The organism is Variovorax sp. Varisp36 (assembly GCF_047304235.1).
Lineage (GTDB): Bacteria > Pseudomonadota > Gammaproteobacteria > Burkholderiales > Burkholderiaceae_C > Variovorax.
This window is the reverse complement of the sequence record NZ_JBGLYU010000028.1, coordinates 50,998-72,895: the sequence shown is the minus strand read 5'-3', so window position 1 is coordinate 72,895 and position 21,898 is coordinate 50,998. Positions and strand designations below refer to the sequence as shown.

Here is a 21,898-nt window from a genome sequence, read left to right as displayed (position 1 = left end):
ATGATCGAACACCCGATCCGGTAGCGCCGCGTAGCCGCGGCGCTACGTGGATCAGAGGTTCGTCCAACCGAAATACGCAACCCCTTCGTAGCTGTACATCGGAAGATTCTGCTGGACGCTGTCCCGCTCGCTTGCGTTGATTGTGTAGAAGTGAGTTTGGACCTTCGTCTGGTAGAACCGGAACATCGGGGTGGCACCGCCGGTCTGCGAGGTGTTGGCGTACCAGGCTACGCCCTCGTACGAATACCAGGGCATGGTGGCCTGCACATTAGCGCGCTCCTGCTCGCTCATCGTGTAGAAGTGCGCGCCAGTGCGCGTGTTGTAGAACCTATAAACCGGGCTGGTGCCTGCTGCTGCAGCACCAAACGCGAAGAAAGCAGGGCCTTCGTAGTTGTACCCATGCAGCCTTGTGATGACGAGGTCGCGCTCCGGCACGTTGGAGGTATAGAAGTGCGCGCCTGTTCCAGTGTTGTAGAAGCGGTAGATGGCCGTACGCACCGTCGTAGAGGGTGCGTTGAGCCACGGCTGCAGCGCGGCGTTGAAGGGGAGATCGAAGCGCCCGTAGAAGTCATACCCGCCGGGCTGGCTGCACGAAGACGCTCCGCCCAACAATTGCCCGACGAGATAGTCTTTGCCATTGAGTCTCCGGAACAGCCCCGACCCGCTGCTGCCGCCCTCGGTCACGCCCCGATTCCATCTCACTGCCAGAAACTTGGCGTTGCTTCCGGTTGAAGAAGAGCAGTTTGAACTTGTACAAGCCGCAGTTCCGAGATAGTCGCCTTCACTGTACTTCTGCAAATCGCCTTTAGGGTGATGCACGCCATAGACGCCCTGAATGCCGTCAAATGAACTGGGGTCGAAGGGGCTTGAACCGGCAAACAGCGCACCGGCCGGCGGTTGCGAATTCAGCCGCATGAAGGACGTGTCGGTCGTCGGCTCCGCATAGAGCAGCGTGGCGCCGGAGGTCATGGCGGTCAGCGCAGGACTGACCTGCGTGCTGTTGCAGCTGGCGGACTTGTAGGACCAGTAGGTGTAGAGAGTCGATGCGACCGTCTGGTTGGAAATGCAATGGTTTGCGCTCAGGAAATATGGCGTGCCGGTCGACATGCGGTCGTTGAGCAAGGTGCCGGTGCATACATAGTTGCTCCCGTTGTCGATGAAGTCCATCAACGCAACGGACTTGCTGAGGGTGTCGTATTGGGAGGCACAGGTAACGTCCTGATTGCATGAGCCGGCTTCACCCACTTTCTCCAGCGAGTCCTGCTTGGTGATGTCGATGGACACATGCGACAGCATGGGCACCGCCACCTTGACCGCTTCGAGCACGGCGTTGGGTGGGACCTCGATCTCGACGGTGAGGGCTTCACCGCCCATGTTGGGCGACCAAAAGGTGCGCGCGTTGTCGCTCGAATCGCCCGCGTCGAGATTGCGCTGAATGACCGTGAGGATTTCCTGCGCGGACACCTCGTAGATCTTTGGGCTCGCGTCGCCGTAGAAGCGCACCATGGTGCCCGGGGGAAGGCTCTCGACACGCAGGCCGATGCGAACACCTTTCGCATTCGGTGATGCGAATCGCAAAGCGGCCACTTTGCCTCCCCGTTCCGAAGGCGTCCAGCTCATCATGCTGGACACCGCCTGGACGTTCGCAGTTTCAGCGATCCGGCGTGCAACACCGACCTTGGTTGGAGTGCCAAAGATCGCGGGGGCCGACTTCAGGGGAACGGCGCTCTCTGGCGGAAGTGCTGGCAGAACCACATGCCGTGGCGTCGGGGCACGCCCCACGGGACGATCCTTGAAGGGGCTGACGTCGGTTGCCGCGAGTTCCGGCGACTGCACCCTCGACTCGATCAGTACGGGGGCAGCGCTGGCGGGAGGGCTTGGCTCCGCAGTCTTGACTGCCGTTTCGGTGCCCGACACCGCGGCGGATGGAACAGATCCACCGCCGCTGCCTGATCCTCCACATGCGGTCAGCAGAACTGACAACATGACCGTGCTCAAACTTATTCCGACGCTTGCGCGCATACCTTGCCTCCCTGGACGTTACGTATTGACACGCAATTGTCCGGTAAGGCAAGGCCTTTCTTTAAAATTCGCCGTGCGTCTGCTGTGCAAATGACGCGGAAATGCGAAATTCCGCCACAAATCAGCGCATGGATTGCCCGATCAGGTGGCGTTGTCTAAAAAGAATCAAAACTAAATAATTACTACGCCAAGTTTCTATTTGCGCTGGAGCATCTTGGTTACCTCGTCCACATTGGCCTGGATGCGCTGGCGCACCAGCTCGAAGGCATCGGCCTGCGACTTGGCGGCGAGATTGGCCAGTTCCTTGATGTCGTCGATGGCGCGCTGGAACGATTGGCGCCCGAGTTCGTCGAGCTTGGCGAGGTTGGCCTTGGCATCCTTGCCGGGCATTTCCTTGGCGGCCGTCTGCCACTCGGCGATGGCGCTCTTGATCATTTCCGTCTGCCGCTGCACCACGGTCTGCAGGCCCTGGTAGGACTTCTCATTTGCCTGCATCAGCGCCTGGAGGTCCTTTTGCCCGCTTTCGAGCAGCTTGCTCGCGCCACCGGTCAGGTTGAGGTCCTGCAGGCGGTCGGTCATGGCCTTGAGGTTCTTCAGTGGGTTGAGCATCTCGGCGGCATTGGGGGCCTCCTTGGTGCTGCTGCTGGCAGTGGTCTTCTTCGCGGCGGCTTTCTTGGCAGTGGCCATGGGCGCTATCTCCTGGTGTCGTGTGAACGGTAAGGGGTGACAAGGACCGGTGCCACGATACGCCGGGCGGGCATCGCAGAGGGGCCCATCCGGAAAATTTGCCTGCGGGATTTCCCTTGGTCGTGGCGAAACTTGCCTTCCGGCATGCGGGATATCCGCGCGGTTGGCTGGTCCTGTTGCCCCCGTCTACAATCCGCCGTTCCGAGGAGCGTTGCAGCGCCGTCAGGCGTGAGGCTCGGACCACATCGCAACCACGCTCACCCGCTGTTCTCGCGGTGAGTCTTTCCCCGTAGGCAGTGGCATCTTTCAAACCAGTTTTGTTGGAGTTCCCATGAGCGCCGTTCTCAAGCCCACCCCCGTTTCGACCGCCGACCAGGCGATTGCCGACCTGTCCCTCGCTGCCTGGGGCCGCAAGGAAATCAAGATCGCGGAAACCGAGATGCCCGGCCTGATGGCCATCCGCGAGGAGTTCTCGAAGGCACAGCCGCTCAAGGGCGCGCGCATCACGGGCTCGCTGCACATGACCATCCAGACGGCCGTGCTGATCGAGACGCTGCAAGCCCTGGGCGCGACCGTTCGCTGGGCCTCGTGCAACATCTTCTCGACGCAGGACCACGCCGCCGCGGCCATCGCCGCTGCGGGCACGCCGGTGTTCGCCATCAAGGGCGAGTCGCTGAAGGACTACTGGGACTACACCCACGCCATCTTCGACTTCGGCCCCAAGGGCTCGAAGGGCGAAGGTCCGAACATGATCCTGGACGACGGCGGCGACGCCACGCTGCTGATGCACCTGGGCCAGCGCGCCGAGAAGGACCTGGGCGTGCTCGCCAACCCGACCAGCGAGGAAGAGCGCATCCTGTTCGCCGCCATCAAGGCCAAGCTGGCCGCGGACAACACTTGGTACACCCGCAAGTCGGCCGAGATCATCGGCGTGACCGAAGAGACGACCACCGGCGTGCACCGCCTGAACGAGATGAGCGCCAAGGGCACGCTGCTGTTCCGCGCCATCAACGTGAACGACTCGGTCACCAAGAGCAAGTTCGACAACCTGTACGGTTGCCGCGAATCGCTGGTCGACGGCATCAAGCGCGCGACCGATGTGATGATCGCCGGCAAGGTGGCCTGCGTGGCCGGCTACGGTGACGTGGGCAAGGGCTCGGCACAAGCGCTGCGCGCGCTGTCGGCGCAGGTGTGGGTGACCGAGATCGACCCGATCAACGCGCTGCAGGCCGCGATGGAAGGCTACAAGGTCGTGACGATGGAATACGCCGCCGACAAGGCCGACATCTTCGTGACCACCACCGGCAACAAGGACGTCATCACGCACGACACGATGGTCAAGATGAAGGACCAGGCCATCGTCTGCAACATCGGCCACTTCGACAACGAGATCGACGTCGCGTCGATCGAGAAGTACGAGTGGGAAGAAATCAAGCCGCAGGTCGACCACATCACCTTCCCGGACGGCAAGAAGATCATCCTGCTGGCCAAGGGCCGCCTCGTGAACCTGGGCTGCGGCACGGGCCACCCGAGCTTCGTGATGTCGTCGTCGTTCGCGAACCAGACCATCGCCCAGATCGAGCTGTTCACCAAGCCCGACGCCTACCAGGCCGGCAAGGTCTACGTGCTGCCCAAGCACCTCGACGAGAAGGTCGCGCGCCTGCACCTGAAGAAGGTCGGTGCCATGCTCACCGAGCTGACGGACGCGCAGGCCGCCTACATCGGCGTGAGCAAGAACGGTCCGTACAAGCCGGACACGTACCGCTACTGATCGACAGCGCATGCGCGCCGATCAACTGTTGGTAGAGCGCGGCCTGGCCGCGTCGCGTTCGCAGGCTGTGCGGCTCATCGCCGGCGGCTTGCGCTGGCGCGACGCGGGCACCAGCGACGCGTGGCGCTCCGTCGCCAAGAACAAGGACGACGTGCCCGAAACGGCCGAGCTCGAGCTGGTCGATGCGTCCGAGGCCCGGTATGTGTCGCGCGGCGGGCTCAAGCTCGAAGGCGCACTCGCCGTGAGCGGTGTCGATCCCTCCGGCAAAGTGTGTCTCGACGTGGGCCAGTCGACCGGCGGTTTCACCGACTGCCTGCTGCAGCGCGGCGCCGCCAAAGTGGTCGGCGTGGATGTCGGCCACGGGCAGCTGCATGCGAAGCTGCGCGAGGACGAACGCGTGGTCCCCATCGAAGGCGTCAATGCGCGCGCGCTCTCGGCTGACGACTTGCAGGAAGAGGGCGGGGAACCATTCGATCCACGCTTCGACCTGATCGTCGGCGACCTGTCGTTCATCTCGCTCACGCTGGTGCTGCCGGCGGTCGTCGAGTTCCTGGCCGGCGACGGCCACCTGCTGATGTTGGTGAAACCGCAGTTCGAGCTGCAGCCCGGCCAGGTCGGCAAGGGCGGCATCGTGCGCGACGAGTCGATGTATGCGGTGGTCGAGAAGCGCTTGCACGATGCCTGCAAGGCGCTGGGCCTGCGGGTGCTGCACTGGTTCGACAGCCCGATCGCCGGGGGCGACGGCAACCGCGAGTTTTTCATTCACGCCGTTCGCGCTGTTCACGGCGCTAACGACGGTTCCTAAGGAGACGCAGGTGCGCCTTCCGTTGAGTTTCGAATTCTTCCCGACCAAGACGCCCGAGGGCGCGGTCAAGCTGCGCGCCGCGCGCCAGCAGCTGTATGTGCGCAAGCCGCAGTTCTGCTCGGTCACGTACGGCGCGGGCGGTTCCACGCACCAGGGCACTTTCGGTGCGGTGCAGGAGATCCTGTCCGAAGGTGTGGACGCTGCGAGCCACTTCTCGTGCATCGGCGCCACCCGCGCCACGGTGCGCGAGCAACTCGCCGAACTCAAGGCCATGGGCGTCAAGCGCCTCGTGGCCCTGCGCGGTGACCTGCCGAGCGGCTATGGCATGGGCGGCGAGTTCCTGTACGCGAGCGACCTTGTTGCCTTCATCCGCGAAGAGACCGGCCGCGACTTCCACATCGAGGTGGCTTGCTACCCCGAGGTCCATCCGCAGGCACGCTCGCCCGAAGCCGACCTGCAGGCCTTTGCCACGAAGGTGAAGGCGGGCGCCGACTCTGCGATCACGCAGTACTTCTTCAGCCCCGAGGCCTACTTCCGCTTCGTCGACGACGTGCGCAAGCTGGGGCTCGACACGCCGATCGTGCCGGGCATCATGCCGATCACGAGCTCGACGCAGCTCATGCGTTTTTCCGACGCCTGCGGCGCCGAGATTCCGCGCTGGGTCCGTTTGCGGCTGCAGGGCTTCGGCGACGACACGGCGTCGATCAAGGCCTTCGGTCTCGACGTGGTCACCGACCTGTGCGCGCGTCTGCAGGAAGGCGGCGCGCCGGCGCTGCACTTCTACACGATGAACCAGTCGGCGGCCACGCTGGCTGTGCTGGAGCGCCTCGATTGAGTGGGGGCGCGGGGCTTCGTGCAGCGCTCGTCGCTGCGACCTGCGTTCTCGCGGGTTGCGCCATGCCACCTGCGACCGACGCCGAAGGCGGGGCGACGGCGAAGCTGACGCCCTTGCCTCGCGCCATCGCGGTGCCTCCGGGCGCGGCGGCGCGTTCGAGCGTGCCGTCGGTGCGCTATGACCTTGCGGTGTCCGGCACGGGCGAACTGCCGCCGGACGACGGCGTGCCCGGCGATGAGGGCACGCGGGAAATCTTCGAGCGCGGCGGTGCCTCCTGGTACGGCATTCAATTCCATCAGCGCAAGACCGCCAGCGGCGAGCGCTTCGACATGGCAGCCATGACGGCGGCCCACAAGACCCTGCCCTTCAACACGCGCGTGTGCGTGCGCAGCCTCGTCAACGGCAGCGAGGTGCTGGTGCGCATCAACGACCGCGGGCCGTACGCGGCAGGTCGCGTGATCGACCTGAGCCGCGCGGCGGCCGACCGCATCGGCCTGACGAGCATGGGCATCAAGCAGGTGGCGTTGACGGTCGTCGATCGCGAGGGGATGCGTTGCGGCGGATTGCCGGTGGAGGCGGGCGACGTGCTGGCGTCCGCAACAGTACCGGCTGCGCCGCAACGGGCGAGGTCGCCGGCGCCCGCACGCCGCAAGGCGGTCGTGCCGCCCCGCCGCCAGAGATAGGGGGCCGGAAGGCTCAGCCGCCCGAATCGAGCGAGAAGGCGGCGTGCCGGTCTTGCGCCAGGCGCTCCGCCAACTGCGGCAGGGCGGCCGCCAGCAGCGGCTTCAGCGTGTACGGCGGGTTGATCAGGAACATGCCGCTGGCCGGCAGCCCCGGCCGGTGCGTTGCGCCCGATGCGTCCGTCGTGATCTTGCTGGACTTGACCGTCAGCGTGGCGTGCAGCCACGACTTGCCGGCTTTCGTCGCCATGGTCTTGAGCCGGCGCGGCAGGTCGTGCGCCTCGGGGCGCGGAATGATCGGATACCAGACCGCGTAGGTGCCGGTGGCGAAACGCTTGAGCGCCTCGGCCGCGAAGTCGAGCACGCGGCCGTAGTCGGTCTTCATCTCGTAGCTCGGGTCCATCAGCACCAGCGCGCGGCGCGAGGGCGGCGGCAGGAACTTGGTGGCGCTGCCGAAGCCGTCTTCGTTCAACACGGCGATCTGGCGGCCGGCCTCGAGCTGGGCGATGTTGGCGCTCAGCGCGCGGCCGTCGGTCGGGTGCAGCTCGAACAGCTTGAGCCTGTCGTGGTCGCGCAGCAGGTGCTGCACGATGAATGGCGAGCCGGGATAGACGCGGGCGCCGCCGTTGGGGTTGAAGTCGTGAATCACTTCCAGGTAGCGCGCAATGGCGTCGGCGACTGGAATTTCGGTTTCAGGCGCTACTTTTTTGGTAGCGGACTTCGTGGCGGGCGCTGGCGCATCGGGCGTTTTCTTGCCCGAAAGAAGCCGCAGGATGCCGTCGGCCGCTTCACCGCTGGTGCCGGCGTAGTCGCCGTCGAGCCGGTACAGGCCGGCGCCGGCGTGAGTGTCGACGACCGTCAGGGCCGCCTCTTTTTCAAGCAGATGGTCGAGCGTGGCAATCAGCACCGTGTGCTTGAGCACGTCGGCGTGGTTGCCGGCATGGAAGGCGTGGCGGTAACTGAACATAGGGGGAGGATGGTAACGGTGTTGGGCCCTGCATATGCAAATTTGCCAGCACAGGGCCATTCTTTATATAATCGCGGGCTTCGCAGCGTTTTTGTGGCCCCGCGGCGAGGACTTTAAACCCACCTAAGAGATTCCCATCAGAGGAACGCCGACCGTGGAAAAGGGCCCGCCAAACCCTCTTTTCAAGAGAAAAACTCATGACCAAAACGTTCAGCGCCAAGCCCGCTGACGTGACGCACGAGTGGTTTGTGATTGACGCGACCGACAAGGTCCTCGGACGAGTAGCCAGCGAAGTTGCTCTCCGTTTGCGCGGCAAACACAAGGCCATTTACACGCCTCACGTCGATACCGGTGACTTCATCGTCATCATCAACGCCGCGCAACTGCGCGTCACCGGCGCCAAGTCGATCGACAAGGTGTACTACCGTCACTCGGGCTACCCGGGCGGTATCACGGCGACGAACTTCCGCGACATGCAGAACAAGCACCCGGGCCGCGCCCTGGAAAAGGCTGTCAAGGGCATGCTGCCCAAGGGCCCGCTCGGTTACGCGATGATCAAGAAACTCAAGGTGTACGGTGGCGCTGAGCACCCGCATACCGCCCAACAGCCCAAAGTGCTGGAACTGTAAGGAGCCTTGAGAATGATTGGTGAATGGAACAATGGCACCGGCCGTCGCAAATCCAGCGTCGCCCGCGTGTTTCTGAAAAAAGGCACCGGCAAGATCACGGTCAACGGCAAGGACATCCAAGAGTTCTTCGGCCGCGAAACCTCGATCATGATCGCCAAGCAGCCCCTGGCGCTGACCAACAACCTCGAAGCTTTCGACGTGATGGTCAACGTGAACGGTGGCGGCGAATCGGGTCAAGCCGGCGCCACGCGCCACGGCATCACCCGTGCGCTGATCGACTACGACGCGACGCTCAAGCCCGTGCTGAGCCAAGCCGGCTTCGTGACGCGCGACGCGCGTGAAGTCGAGCGTAAGAAGGTCGGTCTGCACTCCGCCCGTCGTCGCAAGCAGTTCAGCAAGCGCTGATCTGTTCACTGCGAACACAAAGCCGCCTTCGGGCGGCTTTTTCGTTACCGGGGCCGCCTTCGGGTGCCTTTTCGCTGGAGCTGCCCCTTGGTGCGGGGGGCGTCCGACCCCACTTGCATTGGGGTGCACGCCACACCCGGCCTGCCGGGAATGCGGCATTGCAGTAGCATTCGTTTCATTGGCCGCATGTCCGGCCCCCTAGGAGTTATCACCCCATGAGCGCCGTTGCCGAAAACATCCAGACCCAGATGCCCGAGCCGATCGTCTTCACCGACAGCGCGGCCGCCAAGGTCGCCGACCTGATCGCCGAAGAGGGCAATCCCGACCTGAAGCTGCGCGTGTTCGTGCAGGGTGGCGGCTGCTCCGGCTTCCAGTACGGTTTCACCTTCGATGAAATCACCAACGAAGACGACACCACCATGACCAAGAACGGCGTCTCGCTGCTGATCGACGCCATGAGCTACCAGTACCTGGTCGGCGCCGAGATCGACTACAAGGAAGACCTGCAGGGTGCCCAGTTCGTGATCAAGAACCCGAACGCCACCAGCACTTGCGGCTGCGGATCGAGCTTCTCGGCCTGATGCCTGGATGCTGCTGACCCAGCTTCCCCCCAAAAGCCGCCTCCGGGCGGCTTTTTAGTTCCTGCTTCATTCCCTTGCCCATGACCTTCAAGGCCGATGCCGCCGCCGATCCCGTTCAAAAGAGCCTGCTGTGGCTCGTCGCGGTCGGCTTCTTCATGCAGACGCTGGACGCCACCATCATCAACACGGCGCTGCCGGCGATGGCCGCGAGCCTCGGCGAAAGCCCGCTGCGCATGCAGTCGGTGGTGGTGGCCTATGCGCTCACCATGGCGATGCTGATTCCCGCCTCGGGCTGGATCGCCGACCGCTTCGGCACCCGGCGTGTCTTTTTCTCGGCCATCGTGCTGTTCGCCGCCGGATCGGTACTGTGCGCGCTCTCGCACGGGCTGGGCCAGTTGGTGGCTGCGCGGGTGGTGCAGGGCCTGGGCGGCGCGCTGCTGCTGCCCGTGGGGCGCCTGGCGCTGCTGCGCACCGTGCCGCGCGGAGGGTTCCTGCAGGCGATGAGCTTTGTCGCCATCCCGGGGCTCATAGGGCCCCTGCTCGGCCCTACGCTGGGTGGATGGCTCGTGCAGTACGCCTCGTGGCACTGGATCTTCCTGATCAACGTGCCCGTGGGGCTGCTGGGCTGCATTGCCACGCTCAAGTACATGCCCGACCTGCGCGGTGCCGTGCAGAAGCGCTTCGACAGCGTTGGCTACGCGATGCTGGCCTTTGGCATGGTGGCGATTTCGCTTTCGCTCGACGGCGCGGGCCTGCACCAGGGCGGCGTGATGGTCGTGCTGATCTTCGGTTTCGCCAGCATCGCCGGCTACTGGCTGCGCGCCGCGCGCACGCCCGAGCCGCTGTTCGCGCCCTCGCTCTTCCATGTGCCCACCCTCAGCATCGGCCTGATCGGCAACCTGTTCTCGCGGCTGGGCAGCAGTTGCATGCCCTTCCTGGTGCCGCTGCTGCTGCAGGTGTCGATGGGCTATTCGCCGGTGCGCGCCGGTCTGATGATGCTGCCGATCGCCCTGGCGGGCATGGCCATGAAGCGCTTCGCCACGCCGTTGATCACGCGCCACGGCTACCGCAAGGTGCTGGTGGCCAACACCATCCTCGTGGGCTGCACGATGGCCAGCTTCGGCCTGACGGCGCCGGGCCAGCCGATGGCGCTGCATGTGCTGCAGCTGCTGGCTTTCGGCGCGGTCAATTCGCTGCAGTTCACCGCGATGAACACGATCACGCTGAAGGATCTGGATGGCAGCATGGCCAGCAGCGGCAACAGCCTGCTGTCGATGGTGCAGATGCTCGCAATGAGCCTGGGCGTTGCCGCCGCGGGCGCCGTGCTGACGGGCTACAACGGCATTTTCGGCACCGAGACGCCGGCGCACACGCTGGATGCTTTCCAGGCCACTTTCGCAAGCATGGGGCTGATCACGGTGGCTTCTGCGCTGATCTTTTGGCATCTGCCCTCAGAAGTGCGCGCGACACGCCCTGCGCAGCCGGAGGTTTCCGGCCAGGGCTGATCCGTTTCAGGCAGGGTAGATCGCGCCGAGCACCCGCGGCCCGCGGGCACCGGTTACGCTGGCCAGGTTGCCCGCCTCGCGCCGGATGGTGGCGCGGGCCAGCCATGCAAATGCCGCCGCCTCGACCTGCTGGGGCGGCAGGCCGTGTTCGGTCGAGGCCGCCACGTCGACGCCGGGCAGCAGCGCGCGCAGGCGGTCCAGCAGGTGGTCGTTGAGGGCGCCGCCTCCGCACACGATCAGCAGGTTGCTATCTTTTCCATAGCTACTTACATCTGCTGCGCAGGCACGAGCGGTCAGTTCGGCCAATGTCGCCTGTACATCGGCGGGCGCCATCGCCACCGTGCCCAGCTGCGCGGCCAGCCAGGTCGGATTGAACAGATCGCGCCCGGTACTTTTCGGGGGTGCCTTGGCGAAGTACGGATCCGCCAGCATTTGCGCCAACAGATCGGGCAGCACCTGTCCGCTGGCGGCCCATTGGCCGCCACGGTCGAAGGGCTGGCCCTGGTGGGTCTGGCACCAGTGGTCCATCAGCGCATTGCCCGGACCGCAGTCGAAGCCGAGCACGCTGATGCCGCTGGCCGCATTGGTGGCCGGCAGCAGGCTCAGGTTGGAGATGCCGCCGACGTTCAGCACCGCGACCGTCTCGTCGGCCCGTGCGAACAGCGCCTGGTGGAAGGCCGGCACCAGCGGCGCCCCCTGGCCGCCGGCCGCGAGGTCGCGGCTGCGGAAATCGCCTATCACGTCGATGCCGGCCAGTTCGGCCAGCAGCGAGGGGTTGTTGACCTGGAGGGTGTAGCCGACCTCGTCGAACTCGAGCGGCTGGTGGCGCACCGTCTGGCCGTGCGCGCCGATGGCGGCGACGGCACTGGCGTCGATGCCGCTGTCCGCCAGCAACTGGGCGACGACGCCGGCGTACGCCCGGGCCAGTCCGTTGCCCGCAAGTGCCGCACGGTGCAGTTCGTTGTCGCCGGGCGTGTTCAGCGCCAGCAGTTCGGCGCGCAGGGCCACGGGAAATTGCGCCGTGGCATAAGCCCGCACCGCGATGCGGCCGCCGGAAAAGTCGGCCAGCACGCCGTCGACGCCGTCGAGCGAGGTGCCCGACATCAGGCCGATGAAGAGTTTGGCGGCCATCTCTGGATCGGGTCTCGAGAGAGGTCGCCTGCCGCGCGGCGGAATCAGTCGGCGCTGGCCTGGATGACCGAGAAGGCGGCTGCCAGCTCGGTGCGCGCGCCCACGGCGATGCGTTCGAAGGCCGGCCGCAGTGCCGCGGTGATCGGCGCGCCGCCCTCCTGGGCGATGGATGCCGGGTCTTGATAGACGCCGCCCACGCGGAATTCAAAGTGCAGGTGCGGGCCGGTGGCCCAGCCGGTGGAACCCACCGCGCCGACCGTCTGGCCCTGGCTCACCGCCTGGCCTGCCTTGACGTCGATGCGGCTCAGGTGCGCATAGGCCGTCTGCTGGTTGTTGCGGTGATTGATGATGACGATGTTGCCGTAGCCGTTCTGCGTGCCGGCGAAATCGACCGTGCCGTCGCCGACCGAGCGCACCGAGGTGCCCGTGGGCGCCGCGTAGTCGACGCCGTTGTGCTGGCGCCAGCTGTTCAGGATCGGGTGCATGCGCATCGCGAAGCCGCTGGACACGCGCGAGAACTCGACCGGCGTTGCCAGGTAGGCCTTGCGCAGGCTGTCGCCGTTCGGGCGGTAGTAACTGCCCTTCTGGCCCGCGCCCGGAGGCTGGAACCAGACGGCCTGGTGGATCTTGCCGTTGTTCTCGAATTCGGCCGACAGCACGCGGCCGCTGCGCAGCGCCTGCCCATCGGCCTCGAAGGTCTCGTACACCACGGCGAAGCGGTCGCCCTTGCGCAGGGCGCGAACGTCGACGTCGCCCGCGAAGATGTCAGCCAGCTGGCTTGCCACTGCATCGGGAATGCGCGAGTCGTCGGTGGCGGCGAACAGCGAGGTGCGGATGGTGCCGCTCGCCAGGCGCGTACCCGGCGTGAGCGTGTCGCGCTCGGTCACGCCGGCGAAGCCGGTGGGCGTGCGCTCGATGACGAAGCGCTTGAAGCCGCCGTCGCCGTCGGGAATCCAGCGGGCGCTGAGTTTCTTGAGCTGGTTTTCCTGCGTCGCCTCGGCCGTCACGGTGCGGCCGGCGCGCGAGAACAGCGCGTTGCGGGCTTCGACGCTGCCGCGCACGAAGGCGGTGGCGGCCGGGTCGGAGATGCCGAGGCGCTTCATCAGGGCTTCGGCCGTGTCGCTCGAACGGGTAACGTCGGTGCGGAACAGGGTGAAGCTGAAGTTCTCGAGCGATTCACCCTGGTCGGCGAACGACACCGGCGCCGTCGCTTCGAGGATCTGGTGGACCGGGAGGTCGGAGGCGTCGGGGCCCAGCGATGCCACCGCAAGGGTGCCGGCGCTCAGCAGCGCCGCCGCGATGAGCGCGGTGATCTGCTTGGGATACGTCCGGAATGTATAGGCCACGCGAGAAGCAAGTAGCTCCTCGGCGGCAAGAATGCCGTTGATCAAACTGTGAATTCCAGCTCAGGTTCTGCAAATCCGTGCTGCAAGGCCCAGTACGTTCAGGGCGGCAGCAGACGGTGCGGAAAAAAGCGCCGCTTAGAATCCGGCGCTTGAAAAGTCGGGCTGAGTATAGCTTCGGCACCCCCAAAGTCAGCTAAAAAAGCCCGTAAAGGCCGAATCTGTTACATCCATGAGCCTCTCAAATAGTGTAGGACGCGCGCTAGAAATATCCCTCCGCGGCGCTGACGAGCTGCTGCCGCAGGACGAGTGGGTGCGCAAGCTCCAGCGCTCCGAAGCCACCGGGACCCCCCTGCGCATCAAATTCGGTCTGGACCCGACGGCACCGGATATTCATCTGGGTCACACGGTGGTTTTCAACAAGATGCGCCAGTTGCAAGACCTGGGCCACACGGTGATCCCGCTGATCGGCGACTTCACCACCACCATCGGCGACCCGTCCGGGCGCAACAGCACCCGGCCGCCGCTGACCCGCGAGCAGATCGAGGCCAATGCGGCGACCTACTTCGACCAGCTGCGCCTGGTGCTGAACGTCGATATCGCCGAAGTCCGCTACAACTCCGAGTGGAGCGACCCCCTGGGCGCGCGCGGCATGATCCAGCTCGCCGCCAAGTACACGGTCGCCCGGATGATGGAGCGCGACGACTTCAACAAGCGCTTCAAGGGCGGCCAGTCGATCTCGGTGCACGAATTCCTCTACCCGCTGATGCAGGGCTACGACTCGGTCGCCTTGAAGAGCGACCTCGAGCTGGGCGGCACCGACCAGAAGTTCAACCTGCTCGTCGGCCGGCATCTCCAGCAGGAATACGGGCAAGAGCCGCAGTGCATACTCACTATGCCGCTGCTGGAAGGGCTCGATGGCGTCGAAAAGATGTCCAAGAGCAAGAACAACTACATCGGCATCAGCGAGGACGCCAACACCATGTTCGCCAAGGTGCTGTCGATCTCCGACGACCTGATGTGGCGCTGGTACACGCTGCTGAGCTTCCAGTCGCTGGAGCAGATCGCGGCGCTGAAGGCCGAGATCGAGGGCGGCCGCAATCCGAAGGACGCCAAGGTCGCGCTGGCGAAGGAAATCACCGCGCGCTTCCACAGCGCGGCGGCGGCAGATACGGCCGAGCAGGATTTCATCAACCGCAGCAAGGGCGGCGTGCCGGACGAGATTCCCGAGGTGTCGCTGCCGGGCGCGCCGCTGGGCATTGCCCAGCTCCTCAAGCAGGCAAACCTCGCTTCTTCGGCGTCGGAAGGCAACCGCCTGATCGACGGCGGCGGCGTGCGCATCGATTCCGCCGTGGTCAGCGACAAGGCCCTGAAGCTGCCTGCGGGCAGCTACGTGGTTCAGGTCGGCAAGCGCAAGTTCGCCCGCGTGACCTTGAGCTGAGCGCCCGCTCAGCGCACCTCGATGGTGACGCGCCGGTTGCGCGGCTCGTCCACCTCGTCGGCGGTGGGAATGGCCAGGTCGCGCTCGCCTCGGCCTACGGCCTCGATGCGGTTGGCCGGGAACTGGCGCTCCACGAAGAGCTGGACCACTTCCTGCGCGCGGCGGCGCGACAACTGGTCGTTCTGCTCGCCGCTGCCCTTGGTGTCGGTGTGGCCCGTGACCACGATGTCGCCGCCGCTGCGCGCCAGGGCAGCGGCCAATGCCTCGGTCATGATCTGCTGCGATGCCGGAGTCAGCGTTGTGCCACCGATATCGAAATACACCGTGTAGCGCTGCGGCGGGGGCGGGCGCATGTCGAAAAGCGGCTTGTTTTCAGCCTGTACCTTGGCCGGATCGACCTGGTCGACCGCCGGGGCGCCACTTGCGCCCACTGCGGCCGTGGCGCGCTGGTAGGGCTTGGAGAGCACTTCCTCGCCATCCTTGGCGCGCACCACCACCGCCGATGGCTTGCCGTCGGCCTGCGGCAGCAGCACCACCCGCGTGCCCGGCGTCGAACAGGCGGCAAGAAGCGCGGCTGCCAGCGTGGCGATGAAGAGCGATGCGGGGCGGGGCCTGGAGGAGATCATCATCATGGCTTGCCGTCGGCTTGCACGATGAAGTCAGTGCCGCGGATGCCGATGGTGGCCGTCTGCGTTTCGACCCGGACCGCGTCGGGGTTGGTCTTGCCGATCAGGCCCGTGATCATGCGCATGGAGCCGCGCAGCAGCGAGACCAGCATGCCGCCCTCGTACGTCGTGCCGTCGAAGTGGAATTCCTTCAGGTCGAGCCGCGACGAGGGACCGACCACCAGCGTCGTGTCGTCGCGCAGCACCACGGAGGCAGACGAATCGGGGCCGGTCACGATGCGGTCCACGGTGCCCAGTGCATCGCCCGGGCTGGCGGGGCGCGTGGCACCGGTGCCGTTGAGCAGTTGCACGTTGCCGCGCACGGATTTCACGAAGCCCGCCTGGGGATCGGCCTTGGCCGGGGCCGCAGGCGCAAGCGCGGGTGCGGGTGCGGGTGCGGGTGCGGGTGCGGGTGCGGGCGAGGCAGCGGGAACCGCCACCGGGGCGGTCGAAGGAGTCTGGGCCTGTGCCAGCGCGGCCGAGCCCACAATGGCCAGGCCGCTCAAGGCGGTCACGAGTTTTTTCATCATCAGGGGGCTCTCTGCGAAACGGTGTTCCGCAATGGTCGCAAATACTAATGCGAAGGCGTTACATGAAGACACGGGGCCGATAATTCAGGCGGTTCTTGCGGCCTTTTACCGCTTTTCGTGTGGCCTATTGCCCAATTTCCGATGATTTTTACATGACGTTTACCCCTAAGACGCTGCTGCGCGTTTCTGTCGCCGTGGCCTTGATCACGATCGTGCTCAAGGGCCTGGCAGGCTACGTGACCAACTCGATGGGCCTGATCTCCGACGCGATGGAGTCCTTCGTGAACCTGGCGAGCGCCATGTTCGCGCTCGCCATGGTGACCATCGCCGAGCGGCCAGCGGATGACGACCATCCCTACGGCCATCACAAGGCCGAGTACTTCTCCTCGGGCTTCGAGGGCATCCTGATCGTCGGCGCGGCCATCGCGATCCTCTGGGTCTCGGTGCAACGCCTGCTGACGCCACAGCCACTCGAGCAACTGGGCTGGGGCCTGGCGCTGTCGGTGATCAGTTCGGGCTTCAATGCCGGCCTGGCTTTCCTGCTGTTCCGCGCGGCCCGCACGCATCGCTCGATCGCGCTGGAGGCCGACGGCCGCCACCTGATGACCGACGTGTGGACTTCCGCCGCGGTGGTCGTCGGCATCGTCTGCGTGCAATTCAGCGGGTGGCTCTGGCTCGACCCGGTGCTGGCCATCGGCGTGGCGCTCAACATCGTGCGCGAGGGCGTCAAGCTGGTGTGGCGCTCGTCGCAGGGCCTGATGGACGAAGCGCTCGACGCCGAGACCCTTGCCACCGTGCGCGCCACGCTCGACGCGTTTGCCGCCCGCATGCCCGAAGGCACGCGGCTGCGCTTCGATGACATGGTGACGCGCAGCGCCGGCCAGCGCCGCTTCGCCGACCTGCACATGCACGTGCCCGGCCACTGGACCCTGCAGCACGCCGCCAGCATGCGCGACGAACTGGAGCAGGCCCTGATGGACGCGGTGCCCGGCCTGCGCGTCACGATCCAGCTCCTGCCCCTGACCATGGAAGCCCGCGCCACCCAGGCCGGCGAACATCACCCCCTATGAAGGCTGTTCTTCAACGCGTGGCGAATGCGCGCGTCGATATTGCGGGCCGCACCGTCGGTGCCATCGATTCGGGCCTGCTCGTGCTGCTGTGCGCCGAGCGCGGCGACGCCGATGCGCTGGCCGACCGCATGCTCGCCAAGATCCTCAAGCTGCGCATCTTTTCGGACGATGCCGGCAAGATGAACCTCAGCGTGCAGGACATCGGCGGCGGCCTGCTGGTGGTGAGCCAGTTCACGCTGGCGGCCGATTCCAGCGCCGGTAACCGCCCCAGCTTCACCCAGGCCGCGCCGCCCGATGAGGGGCGCCGGCTCTACGAGTACTTCGTGGCGCGGGCACGCGCCGCGCACCCGGTGGTGGCCACCGGCGAGTTCGGCGCTGACATGCAGGTGCACCTGCTGAACGACGGGCCCGTCACCATTCCGCTGCAGATGGCGGCGTAGCGGACGCCATCTACTTGCCGTACGGGCTGCGGATGCCCAGCCCCGCGAGGATCTCGATCTCGTAGGCTTCCATCTCGTCGGCGTCGGCCTCGCTGGTCTCGTGGTCCCAGCCCTGCGCATGCAGCGTGCCGTGCACCAGCAGGTGCGCGTAGTGGTCGGCGAGCGTCTTGCGGTTTTCCTTCGCCTCGCGCGCCACCACCGGCGCGCACAGCACGAGGTCGGCCATCACCAGCGGGCTTTGCGCGTAGTCGAAGGTCAGCACGTTGGTCGCGTAGTCCTTGCCGCGGAACTCGCGGTTCAGGCGCTGGCCCTCGTCGGCATCGACGATGCGCACGGTGATCTCGCCGTCGATGTCGAGCGCATGGCGGATCCAGCGCGTCACGCTGTGGCGCGGCAGCGCGGCGCGGTGGCGTTCCACGCCCTTGAAGCGCCCGAACTGCAGCGAGAGCGAAAGTGCGGGGAGCCTGGAGGCGGCCATCTCAGTGGCCTCCCGCGCGCTTGCGCTGGCCGTCGTAGGCATCGACGATCTTCGCCACCAGCGGATGCCGCACCACGTCCGCACTCGTGAAGTGCGTGATCGCGATGCCGTTCACCCGCTTGAGCACGCGCTCCGCATCGATCAGGCCGCTCAGCTGCTGCTTGGGCAGATCGATCTGGCTCACGTCGCCCGTCACCACCGCCTTGGCACCGAAGCCGATGCGCGTGAGGAACATCTTCATCTGCTCGACGGTGGTGTTCTGCGCCTCGTCGAGGATCACGAAGGCGTTGTTCAGCGTGCGCCCCCGCATGAAGGCCAGCGGCGCGATTTCCAGCGCGTTGCGCTCGAATGCCTTCTGCACCTTCTCGTAGCCCATCAGGTCGTAGAGCGCGTCGTACAGCGGGCGCAGGTACGGATCGACCTTCTGCGTCAGGTCGCCCGGCAGGAAGCCGAGCCGCTCGCCCGCTTCCACCGCGGGCCGCGTCAGCACGATGCGCTGCACGGCGGCGCGCTCGAGCGCATCGACCGCGCAGGCCACTGCAAGATAGGTCTTGCCGGTGCCGGCCGGCCCGATGCCGAAGGTAATGTCGTGCTTGGCGATGTTGTCGAGGTACAGCGCCTGCGTGGGCGTGCGCGCGCGCAGGTCGGTGCGGCGGGTGACGAGCATCGCGAGGTCGTCGTCGCCGTCGAGCATCGAGCCGTCGCCGGCCAGCGTGAGCTGCACCACGGCCGGATCGATGACGCGCTGGGCGATTTCGTACAGCGCCTGCAGCACGTCCATTGCGCGCTGCGCGGAGGCCTTGGGGCCGTCGACCTTGAACTGTTCGTGGCGGTGCGCGATCTTCACGCCCAGCGCTTCCTCGATGCGGCGCAGGTGCGCGTCCAGAGGTCCGCACAGGTGGCCGAGGCGCGAGTTGTTCAGTGGGGTAAAGGTGTGTCGCAGAATCACGCCGGACATTTCAAGGAAAAAGGGCACCCATGATAGGCAAACTGACCGGCACGCTCGCTGAGCGCAATCCGCCGCAGGTGGTGGTGGACTGCAACGGCGTCGGCTACGAGGTCGATGTGCCGATGAGCACGTTCTACAACCTCCCCGGTACCGGCGAGCGCGTGTCGCTGCTCACGCACTTCGTCGTGCGCGAGGACGCGCAGATTCTCTATGGCTTCGGCACGGCCGAGGAGCGGGCGGCTTTTCGCCAGCTCATCAAGATCACCGGCGTGGGGCCGCGCACGGCCCTGGGCCTGCTTTCGGGCATGAGCGTGGGCGAACTGTCGCAGGCGATCACGACGCAGGAACTGGGCCGGCTCGTGAAGATCCCGGGCATCGGCAAGAAGACCGCCGAGCGGCTTCTGCTGGAACTCAAGGGCAAGCTCGGTGCCGACATCGGCCTGCCTGCGCACGCGGCGTCGGACGCGCAGGCCGACATCCTCCAGGCGCTGGTCGCGCTCGGCTATAGCGATAAGGAAGCTGCGCTCGCGCTCAAGGCGCTGCCGAAGGATGCGACCGTGAGCGAGGGGATCAAGCTGGCGTTGAAGTCGCTGGCGAAGTGAGCGTGATTCAGGGCGCGCTCACGCCAACGGGGGACATTCGCGGAGGAGAGCACCCGGTGGCCTTCGCACGCGCCCCAGAAGGGGCACTCAGGGATGGATCTTCTCGCCCTTGGCCAGCATCTCCACGAACTGCGCAATGCGCCGCGCCCGCGTCTCGGGCTTCTTCGCGCCCTGGGTACGGAACAGCACCGCGAAGCGGTTGCGCGAATCGAGCGTGGCGAAGAACTTCGCGGCCTTCTTGTTCGCATCGAGCGCAGCCTGCAGGTCGGGCGGCACCGTCGCCGCGCTGACGCCCTCATAGGCCGCGTCCCAGCGGCCGTCGGCCTTCGCGCGCTCGATCTCGGCATGGCCGGCCGGTTGCATGCGGCCTTCGTCGATGAGCTTCAGCACCTTGGCGCGGTTGATCCGCGACCAGATACTGCGCCTGGTGCGCGGCGTGAAGCGTTGCAGGAAGTACTGCGCATCCTCGCTCTTGCGCTGGCCGTCGATCCAGCCCCAGCACAGCGCTTCTTCCAGCGCGGCGGGATAGTCGATGGAGGCGATGCCGCTGTCCTTCTTGGCGATGCGCAGCCACACGCCGGCGGCGCTGGCGTGGTGGCGCTTGAGCCAGCGCGCCCACGACGCAGCGCTGCTGCACTCGATCGGCGTGTCGTGCGGAACGCGTTCCGTGCTCACGGCACCCACCAATAGCGCAGCGCGTGGAAGTAGATCGGCGCCGCGAAGATCACCGAGTCGAGCCGGTCGAGCATGCCGCCGTGGCCCTCGATCATCGAACCCCAGTCCTTCACGCCGCGGTCGCGCTTGATGGCCGACATGACGAGGCCGCCGAAGAAGCCCATCAAACAGATGGTGAGCGCCATCAGCGCCGCCTGCCACGGGTTGAACGGCGTGGCCCAGTAGAGCGCCGCGCCCAGCGCGGTGGCGCTTGCCACGCCGCCGACCAGGCCTTCCCAGGTCTTGGAAGGCGACAGCTCGGGCGCCACCTTGCGCCTGCCGAAGAGCTTGCCCCACACGTACTGCAGCACGTCGCTGCCCTGCACCACGATCACGAGGAACGCGATCAGCAGCAGGTTGCGGCCCTCGAAGCCCGGAATCTGCAGCGTGAGCAGCGCGGGCACGTGGCTGATGCAGAACACGCACACCATCAGCCCCCACTGGATCTTGGAGGTGCGCTCCAGGAAGCGCTGCGTGTCGCCGCCCATCGCCGCCAGGATGGGCAGCAGCAGGAAGGCATAGACCGGGATGTAGATCGAATACAGCCCGTACCAGTCGATCCAGATCAGGAAGTACTGCCCCGGCAGCGCGACGAAGAAGGCCAGCGCGATCGCCGCGTGGTCGCCGCGCCGCGTGTAGGCCAGGCTGATGAATTCGCGCAGCGCATAGAACGAGATCAGGTAGAACAATACGATCACGCCGCCCTTGCCGAAGGCGAAGGCAATGCCGATCACCGCCACCATCACCCACCACGCATTGACGCGCGAGTTGAGGTTGTCGATCACCGAATGCGGCTGGCCGCTCGCCACCCGCCACTTGAGCAGCGCGCCGATGGACGAGGCCAGCACCAGCACGCCGAAGACGCCACCGAAGAGCCTGAGCGTGGTCCACGCGAAAGGAGAGAGCTCGATCATGCGGCCGTCCCTCCGTCCTGCCTGCTGTTGGGTTCGAGGCGGTCGTATTCGGGGCGCAGGTCGAGCATTGCCGCGCGCGCGCGGGCCAGGAACGACACCTTCTCTTCCCCTTCCGCCAGCGTGATCGGCGTGCCGAAGCGCACCGTGCAGGCCAGCGGAATCGGCACCAGCACGCCCTTGGGCAGCACGCGCTTCAGGTTCTCGATCCACACCGGCACCAGCCGCACGTGGGGGCAGGCGCGCGCCAGGTGGAACAGCCCGCTTTTCAGCGGCAGCAGGATGTCTTCGCCCGTGTTGCGAGTGCCCTCGGGGAACATGATGAGCGAGTCGCCGCCCTCCAGCGCGTCCTTCATCTGGTCGACCGGGTTGCCGCCCTGGCCCGAGCCGTCGCGCCGGATCATCAGCGCGTTGAACACGTCCTTGCCGATGAAGTTGCGCAGCTTCGAGGCTTCCCAATAATCCTGCCCCGCCACCGGCCGCGTGAGTCCGCGCAGGTCGGGCGGCAGCGTGGCCCACAGCAGCACGAAGTCGCCGTGGCTCGTGTGGTTGGCGAAGTACAGCGTCTGCTCGGCCTTCGGCGTGGTGCCCGACCAGATGGCGCGCACCCCGGTCAGCAGCCCGGCGGCGCCGATGATGAGCTTGCCGGCCACGACGGCGAGGCCGCGCCGCAGCACCGTGCTGTCGGGCTTTTCTGTCCTGTCGCTCAAAGTGCTGCCTCCGGTGTGCGCGCTTGG

At 66.0% G+C, this 21,898-nt stretch carries 24 protein-coding genes and 1 riboswitch; of the genes, 12 read left to right on the top strand and 12 right to left on the bottom strand.

What is annotated here, in order from left to right; translation table 11 throughout:
* Window positions 1–51: 51 nt before the first annotated feature.
* The gene (locus tag ACCD11_RS17675; protein ID WP_413314860.1) at window positions 52–1,986 is read right to left on the bottom strand and encodes a trypsin-like serine protease; all 1,935 of its coding nucleotides are present in this window, start codon (window positions 1,984–1,986) and stop codon (window positions 52–54) included.
* Between the two features lie 231 nt (window positions 1,987–2,217).
* A complete protein-coding gene (phaP, locus tag ACCD11_RS17670; RefSeq protein ID WP_007827921.1) occupies window positions 2,218–2,709 on the bottom strand; it encodes a TIGR01841 family phasin in 492 nt (163 codons plus the stop codon).
* Window positions 2,710–2,906: 197 nt separating this feature from the next.
* Window positions 2,907–2,975: riboswitch (S-adenosyl-L-homocysteine riboswitch) on the top strand.
* Window positions 2,976–3,040: 65 nt separating this feature from the next.
* Between phaP and ahcY the strand changes: the two genes are divergently transcribed.
* From ahcY to ACCD11_RS17650, 4 genes are all read left to right on the top strand, one after another.
* Entirely contained in the window at window positions 3,041–4,480 is a 1,440-nt protein-coding gene (ahcY, locus tag ACCD11_RS17665) for an adenosylhomocysteinase (protein WP_413314859.1), read from the top strand.
* Window positions 4,481–4,490: 10 nt separating this feature from the next.
* Window positions 4,491–5,285 (top strand): TlyA family RNA methyltransferase, encoded by a 795-nt coding sequence (locus tag ACCD11_RS17660; RefSeq protein WP_413314858.1) that lies wholly within the window; start codon window positions 4,491–4,493, stop codon window positions 5,283–5,285.
* 10 nt (window positions 5,286–5,295) lie between these two features.
* On the top strand, window positions 5,296–6,120 hold the full coding sequence (metF, locus tag ACCD11_RS17655) for a methylenetetrahydrofolate reductase [NAD(P)H] (protein ID WP_056595584.1): 825 nt from the start codon (window positions 5,296–5,298) through the stop codon (window positions 6,118–6,120).
* Between the two features lie 62 nt (window positions 6,121–6,182).
* On the top strand, window positions 6,183–6,803 hold the full coding sequence (locus ACCD11_RS17650; RefSeq protein ID WP_413314857.1) for a septal ring lytic transglycosylase RlpA family protein: 621 nt from the start codon (window positions 6,183–6,185) through the stop codon (window positions 6,801–6,803).
* Window positions 6,804–6,816: 13 nt separating this feature from the next.
* On the opposite strand, the gene ACCD11_RS17645 is transcribed toward ACCD11_RS17650, so the two are convergent.
* The gene (locus ACCD11_RS17645; RefSeq protein ID WP_413314856.1) at window positions 6,817–7,767 is read right to left on the bottom strand and encodes a 23S rRNA (adenine(2030)-N(6))-methyltransferase RlmJ; all 951 of its coding nucleotides are present in this window, start codon (window positions 7,765–7,767) and stop codon (window positions 6,817–6,819) included.
* Window positions 7,768–7,964: 197 nt separating this feature from the next.
* Here ACCD11_RS17645 and rplM point away from each other — a divergent pair, with 197 nt between their 5' ends.
* The 4 genes from rplM (at window position 7,965) to mdtD (ending at window position 10,887) form a co-directional block, all read left to right on the top strand.
* Window positions 7,965–8,396 carry a 50S ribosomal protein L13 gene (gene rplM / locus ACCD11_RS17640; protein WP_007827946.1) on the top strand — a complete coding sequence of 144 codons (432 nt, stop codon included), beginning with the start codon at window positions 7,965–7,967 and terminating at the stop codon, window positions 8,394–8,396.
* A gap of 12 nt (window positions 8,397–8,408) precedes the next feature.
* Complete coding sequence (gene rpsI / locus ACCD11_RS17635; RefSeq protein WP_007827948.1) at window positions 8,409–8,801, top strand: 30S ribosomal protein S9; 393 nt, start codon at window positions 8,409–8,411, stop codon at window positions 8,799–8,801.
* Between the two features lie 215 nt (window positions 8,802–9,016).
* A complete protein-coding gene (gene erpA, locus ACCD11_RS17630) occupies window positions 9,017–9,382 on the top strand; it encodes an iron-sulfur cluster insertion protein ErpA (protein WP_007827949.1) in 366 nt (121 codons plus the stop codon).
* 80 nt (window positions 9,383–9,462) lie between these two features.
* On the top strand, window positions 9,463–10,887 hold the full coding sequence (gene mdtD, locus ACCD11_RS17625) for a multidrug transporter subunit MdtD (protein ID WP_413314855.1): 1,425 nt from the start codon (window positions 9,463–9,465) through the stop codon (window positions 10,885–10,887).
* Between the two features lie 6 nt (window positions 10,888–10,893).
* On the opposite strand, the gene ACCD11_RS17620 is transcribed toward mdtD, so the two are convergent.
* Together ACCD11_RS17620 and ACCD11_RS17615 are read right to left on the bottom strand one after the other, a co-directional pair.
* Window positions 10,894–12,018 (bottom strand): anhydro-N-acetylmuramic acid kinase, encoded by a 1,125-nt coding sequence (locus tag ACCD11_RS17620; RefSeq protein ID WP_413314854.1) that lies wholly within the window; start codon window positions 12,016–12,018, stop codon window positions 10,894–10,896.
* A gap of 44 nt (window positions 12,019–12,062) precedes the next feature.
* Window positions 12,063–13,409 carry a M23 family metallopeptidase gene (locus ACCD11_RS17615; RefSeq protein WP_007827955.1) on the bottom strand — a complete coding sequence of 449 codons (1,347 nt, stop codon included), beginning with the start codon at window positions 13,407–13,409 and terminating at the stop codon, window positions 12,063–12,065.
* A 184-nt stretch (window positions 13,410–13,593) separates the two neighbouring features.
* Here ACCD11_RS17615 and tyrS point away from each other — a divergent pair, with 184 nt between their 5' ends.
* Window positions 13,594–14,802, top strand: coding sequence for a tyrosine--tRNA ligase (gene tyrS / locus ACCD11_RS17610; RefSeq protein WP_007827958.1), 1,209 nt, complete (start codon window positions 13,594–13,596; stop codon window positions 14,800–14,802).
* An 8-nt stretch (window positions 14,803–14,810) separates the two neighbouring features.
* Here the strand turns inward: tyrS and ACCD11_RS17605 are convergent, their stop codons facing one another.
* A complete protein-coding gene (locus ACCD11_RS17605) occupies window positions 14,811–15,434 on the bottom strand; it encodes an OmpA family protein (protein WP_413314853.1) in 624 nt (207 codons plus the stop codon).
* A complete protein-coding gene (locus tag ACCD11_RS17600) occupies window positions 15,431–15,997 on the bottom strand; it encodes a FecR domain-containing protein (RefSeq protein WP_413314852.1) in 567 nt (188 codons plus the stop codon). The genes ACCD11_RS17605 and ACCD11_RS17600 overlap by 4 nt, the downstream gene beginning before the upstream one ends.
* A 152-nt stretch (window positions 15,998–16,149) precedes the next feature.
* On the opposite strand from ACCD11_RS17600, the gene ACCD11_RS17595 reads away from it, so the two are divergent.
* Together ACCD11_RS17595 and dtd are read left to right on the top strand one after the other, a co-directional pair.
* Window positions 16,150–17,067, top strand: a complete 918-nt coding sequence (locus ACCD11_RS17595) for a cation diffusion facilitator family transporter (RefSeq protein WP_007827964.1) — start codon at window positions 16,150–16,152, stop codon at window positions 17,065–17,067.
* A complete protein-coding gene (gene dtd / locus ACCD11_RS17590; RefSeq protein WP_413314851.1) occupies window positions 17,064–17,507 on the top strand; it encodes a D-aminoacyl-tRNA deacylase in 444 nt (147 codons plus the stop codon). The genes ACCD11_RS17595 and dtd overlap by 4 nt, the downstream gene beginning before the upstream one ends.
* Before the next feature lie 10 nt (window positions 17,508–17,517).
* On the opposite strand, the gene ybeY is transcribed toward dtd, so the two are convergent.
* Both ybeY and ACCD11_RS17580 read right to left on the bottom strand, forming a co-directional pair.
* Window positions 17,518–17,985: an rRNA maturation RNase YbeY gene (gene ybeY, locus ACCD11_RS17585; RefSeq protein WP_007827968.1), complete on the bottom strand. Its 468-nt coding sequence runs from the start codon at window positions 17,983–17,985 to the stop codon at window positions 17,518–17,520.
* Window position 17,986: 1 nt separating this feature from the next.
* Window positions 17,987–18,934, bottom strand: coding sequence for a PhoH family protein (locus ACCD11_RS17580; RefSeq protein ID WP_042672571.1), 948 nt, complete (start codon window positions 18,932–18,934; stop codon window positions 17,987–17,989).
* A 29-nt stretch (window positions 18,935–18,963) separates the two neighbouring features.
* Between ACCD11_RS17580 and ruvA the strand changes: the two genes are divergently transcribed.
* Window positions 18,964–19,536 carry a Holliday junction branch migration protein RuvA gene (gene ruvA / locus ACCD11_RS17575; protein WP_007827972.1) on the top strand — a complete coding sequence of 191 codons (573 nt, stop codon included), beginning with the start codon at window positions 18,964–18,966 and terminating at the stop codon, window positions 19,534–19,536.
* Window positions 19,537–19,623: 87 nt separating this feature from the next.
* Here the strand turns inward: ruvA and ACCD11_RS17570 are convergent, their stop codons facing one another.
* From ACCD11_RS17570 to ACCD11_RS17560, 3 genes are read right to left on the bottom strand one after another with little or no spacing between them, the layout of a single operon-like run.
* A complete protein-coding gene (locus ACCD11_RS17570; protein ID WP_413314849.1) occupies window positions 19,624–20,211 on the bottom strand; it encodes a YdeI/OmpD-associated family protein in 588 nt (195 codons plus the stop codon).
* A complete protein-coding gene (locus tag ACCD11_RS17565) occupies window positions 20,208–21,164 on the bottom strand; it encodes a phosphatidate cytidylyltransferase (protein WP_007827976.1) in 957 nt (318 codons plus the stop codon). The genes ACCD11_RS17570 and ACCD11_RS17565 overlap by 4 nt, the downstream gene beginning before the upstream one ends.
* On the bottom strand, window positions 21,161–21,871 hold the full coding sequence (locus ACCD11_RS17560; protein ID WP_007827978.1) for a lysophospholipid acyltransferase family protein: 711 nt from the start codon (window positions 21,869–21,871) through the stop codon (window positions 21,161–21,163). Before ACCD11_RS17560 ends, ACCD11_RS17565 begins: the two co-directional genes overlap by 4 nt.
* Between the last annotated feature and the right edge of the window lie 27 nt (window positions 21,872–21,898).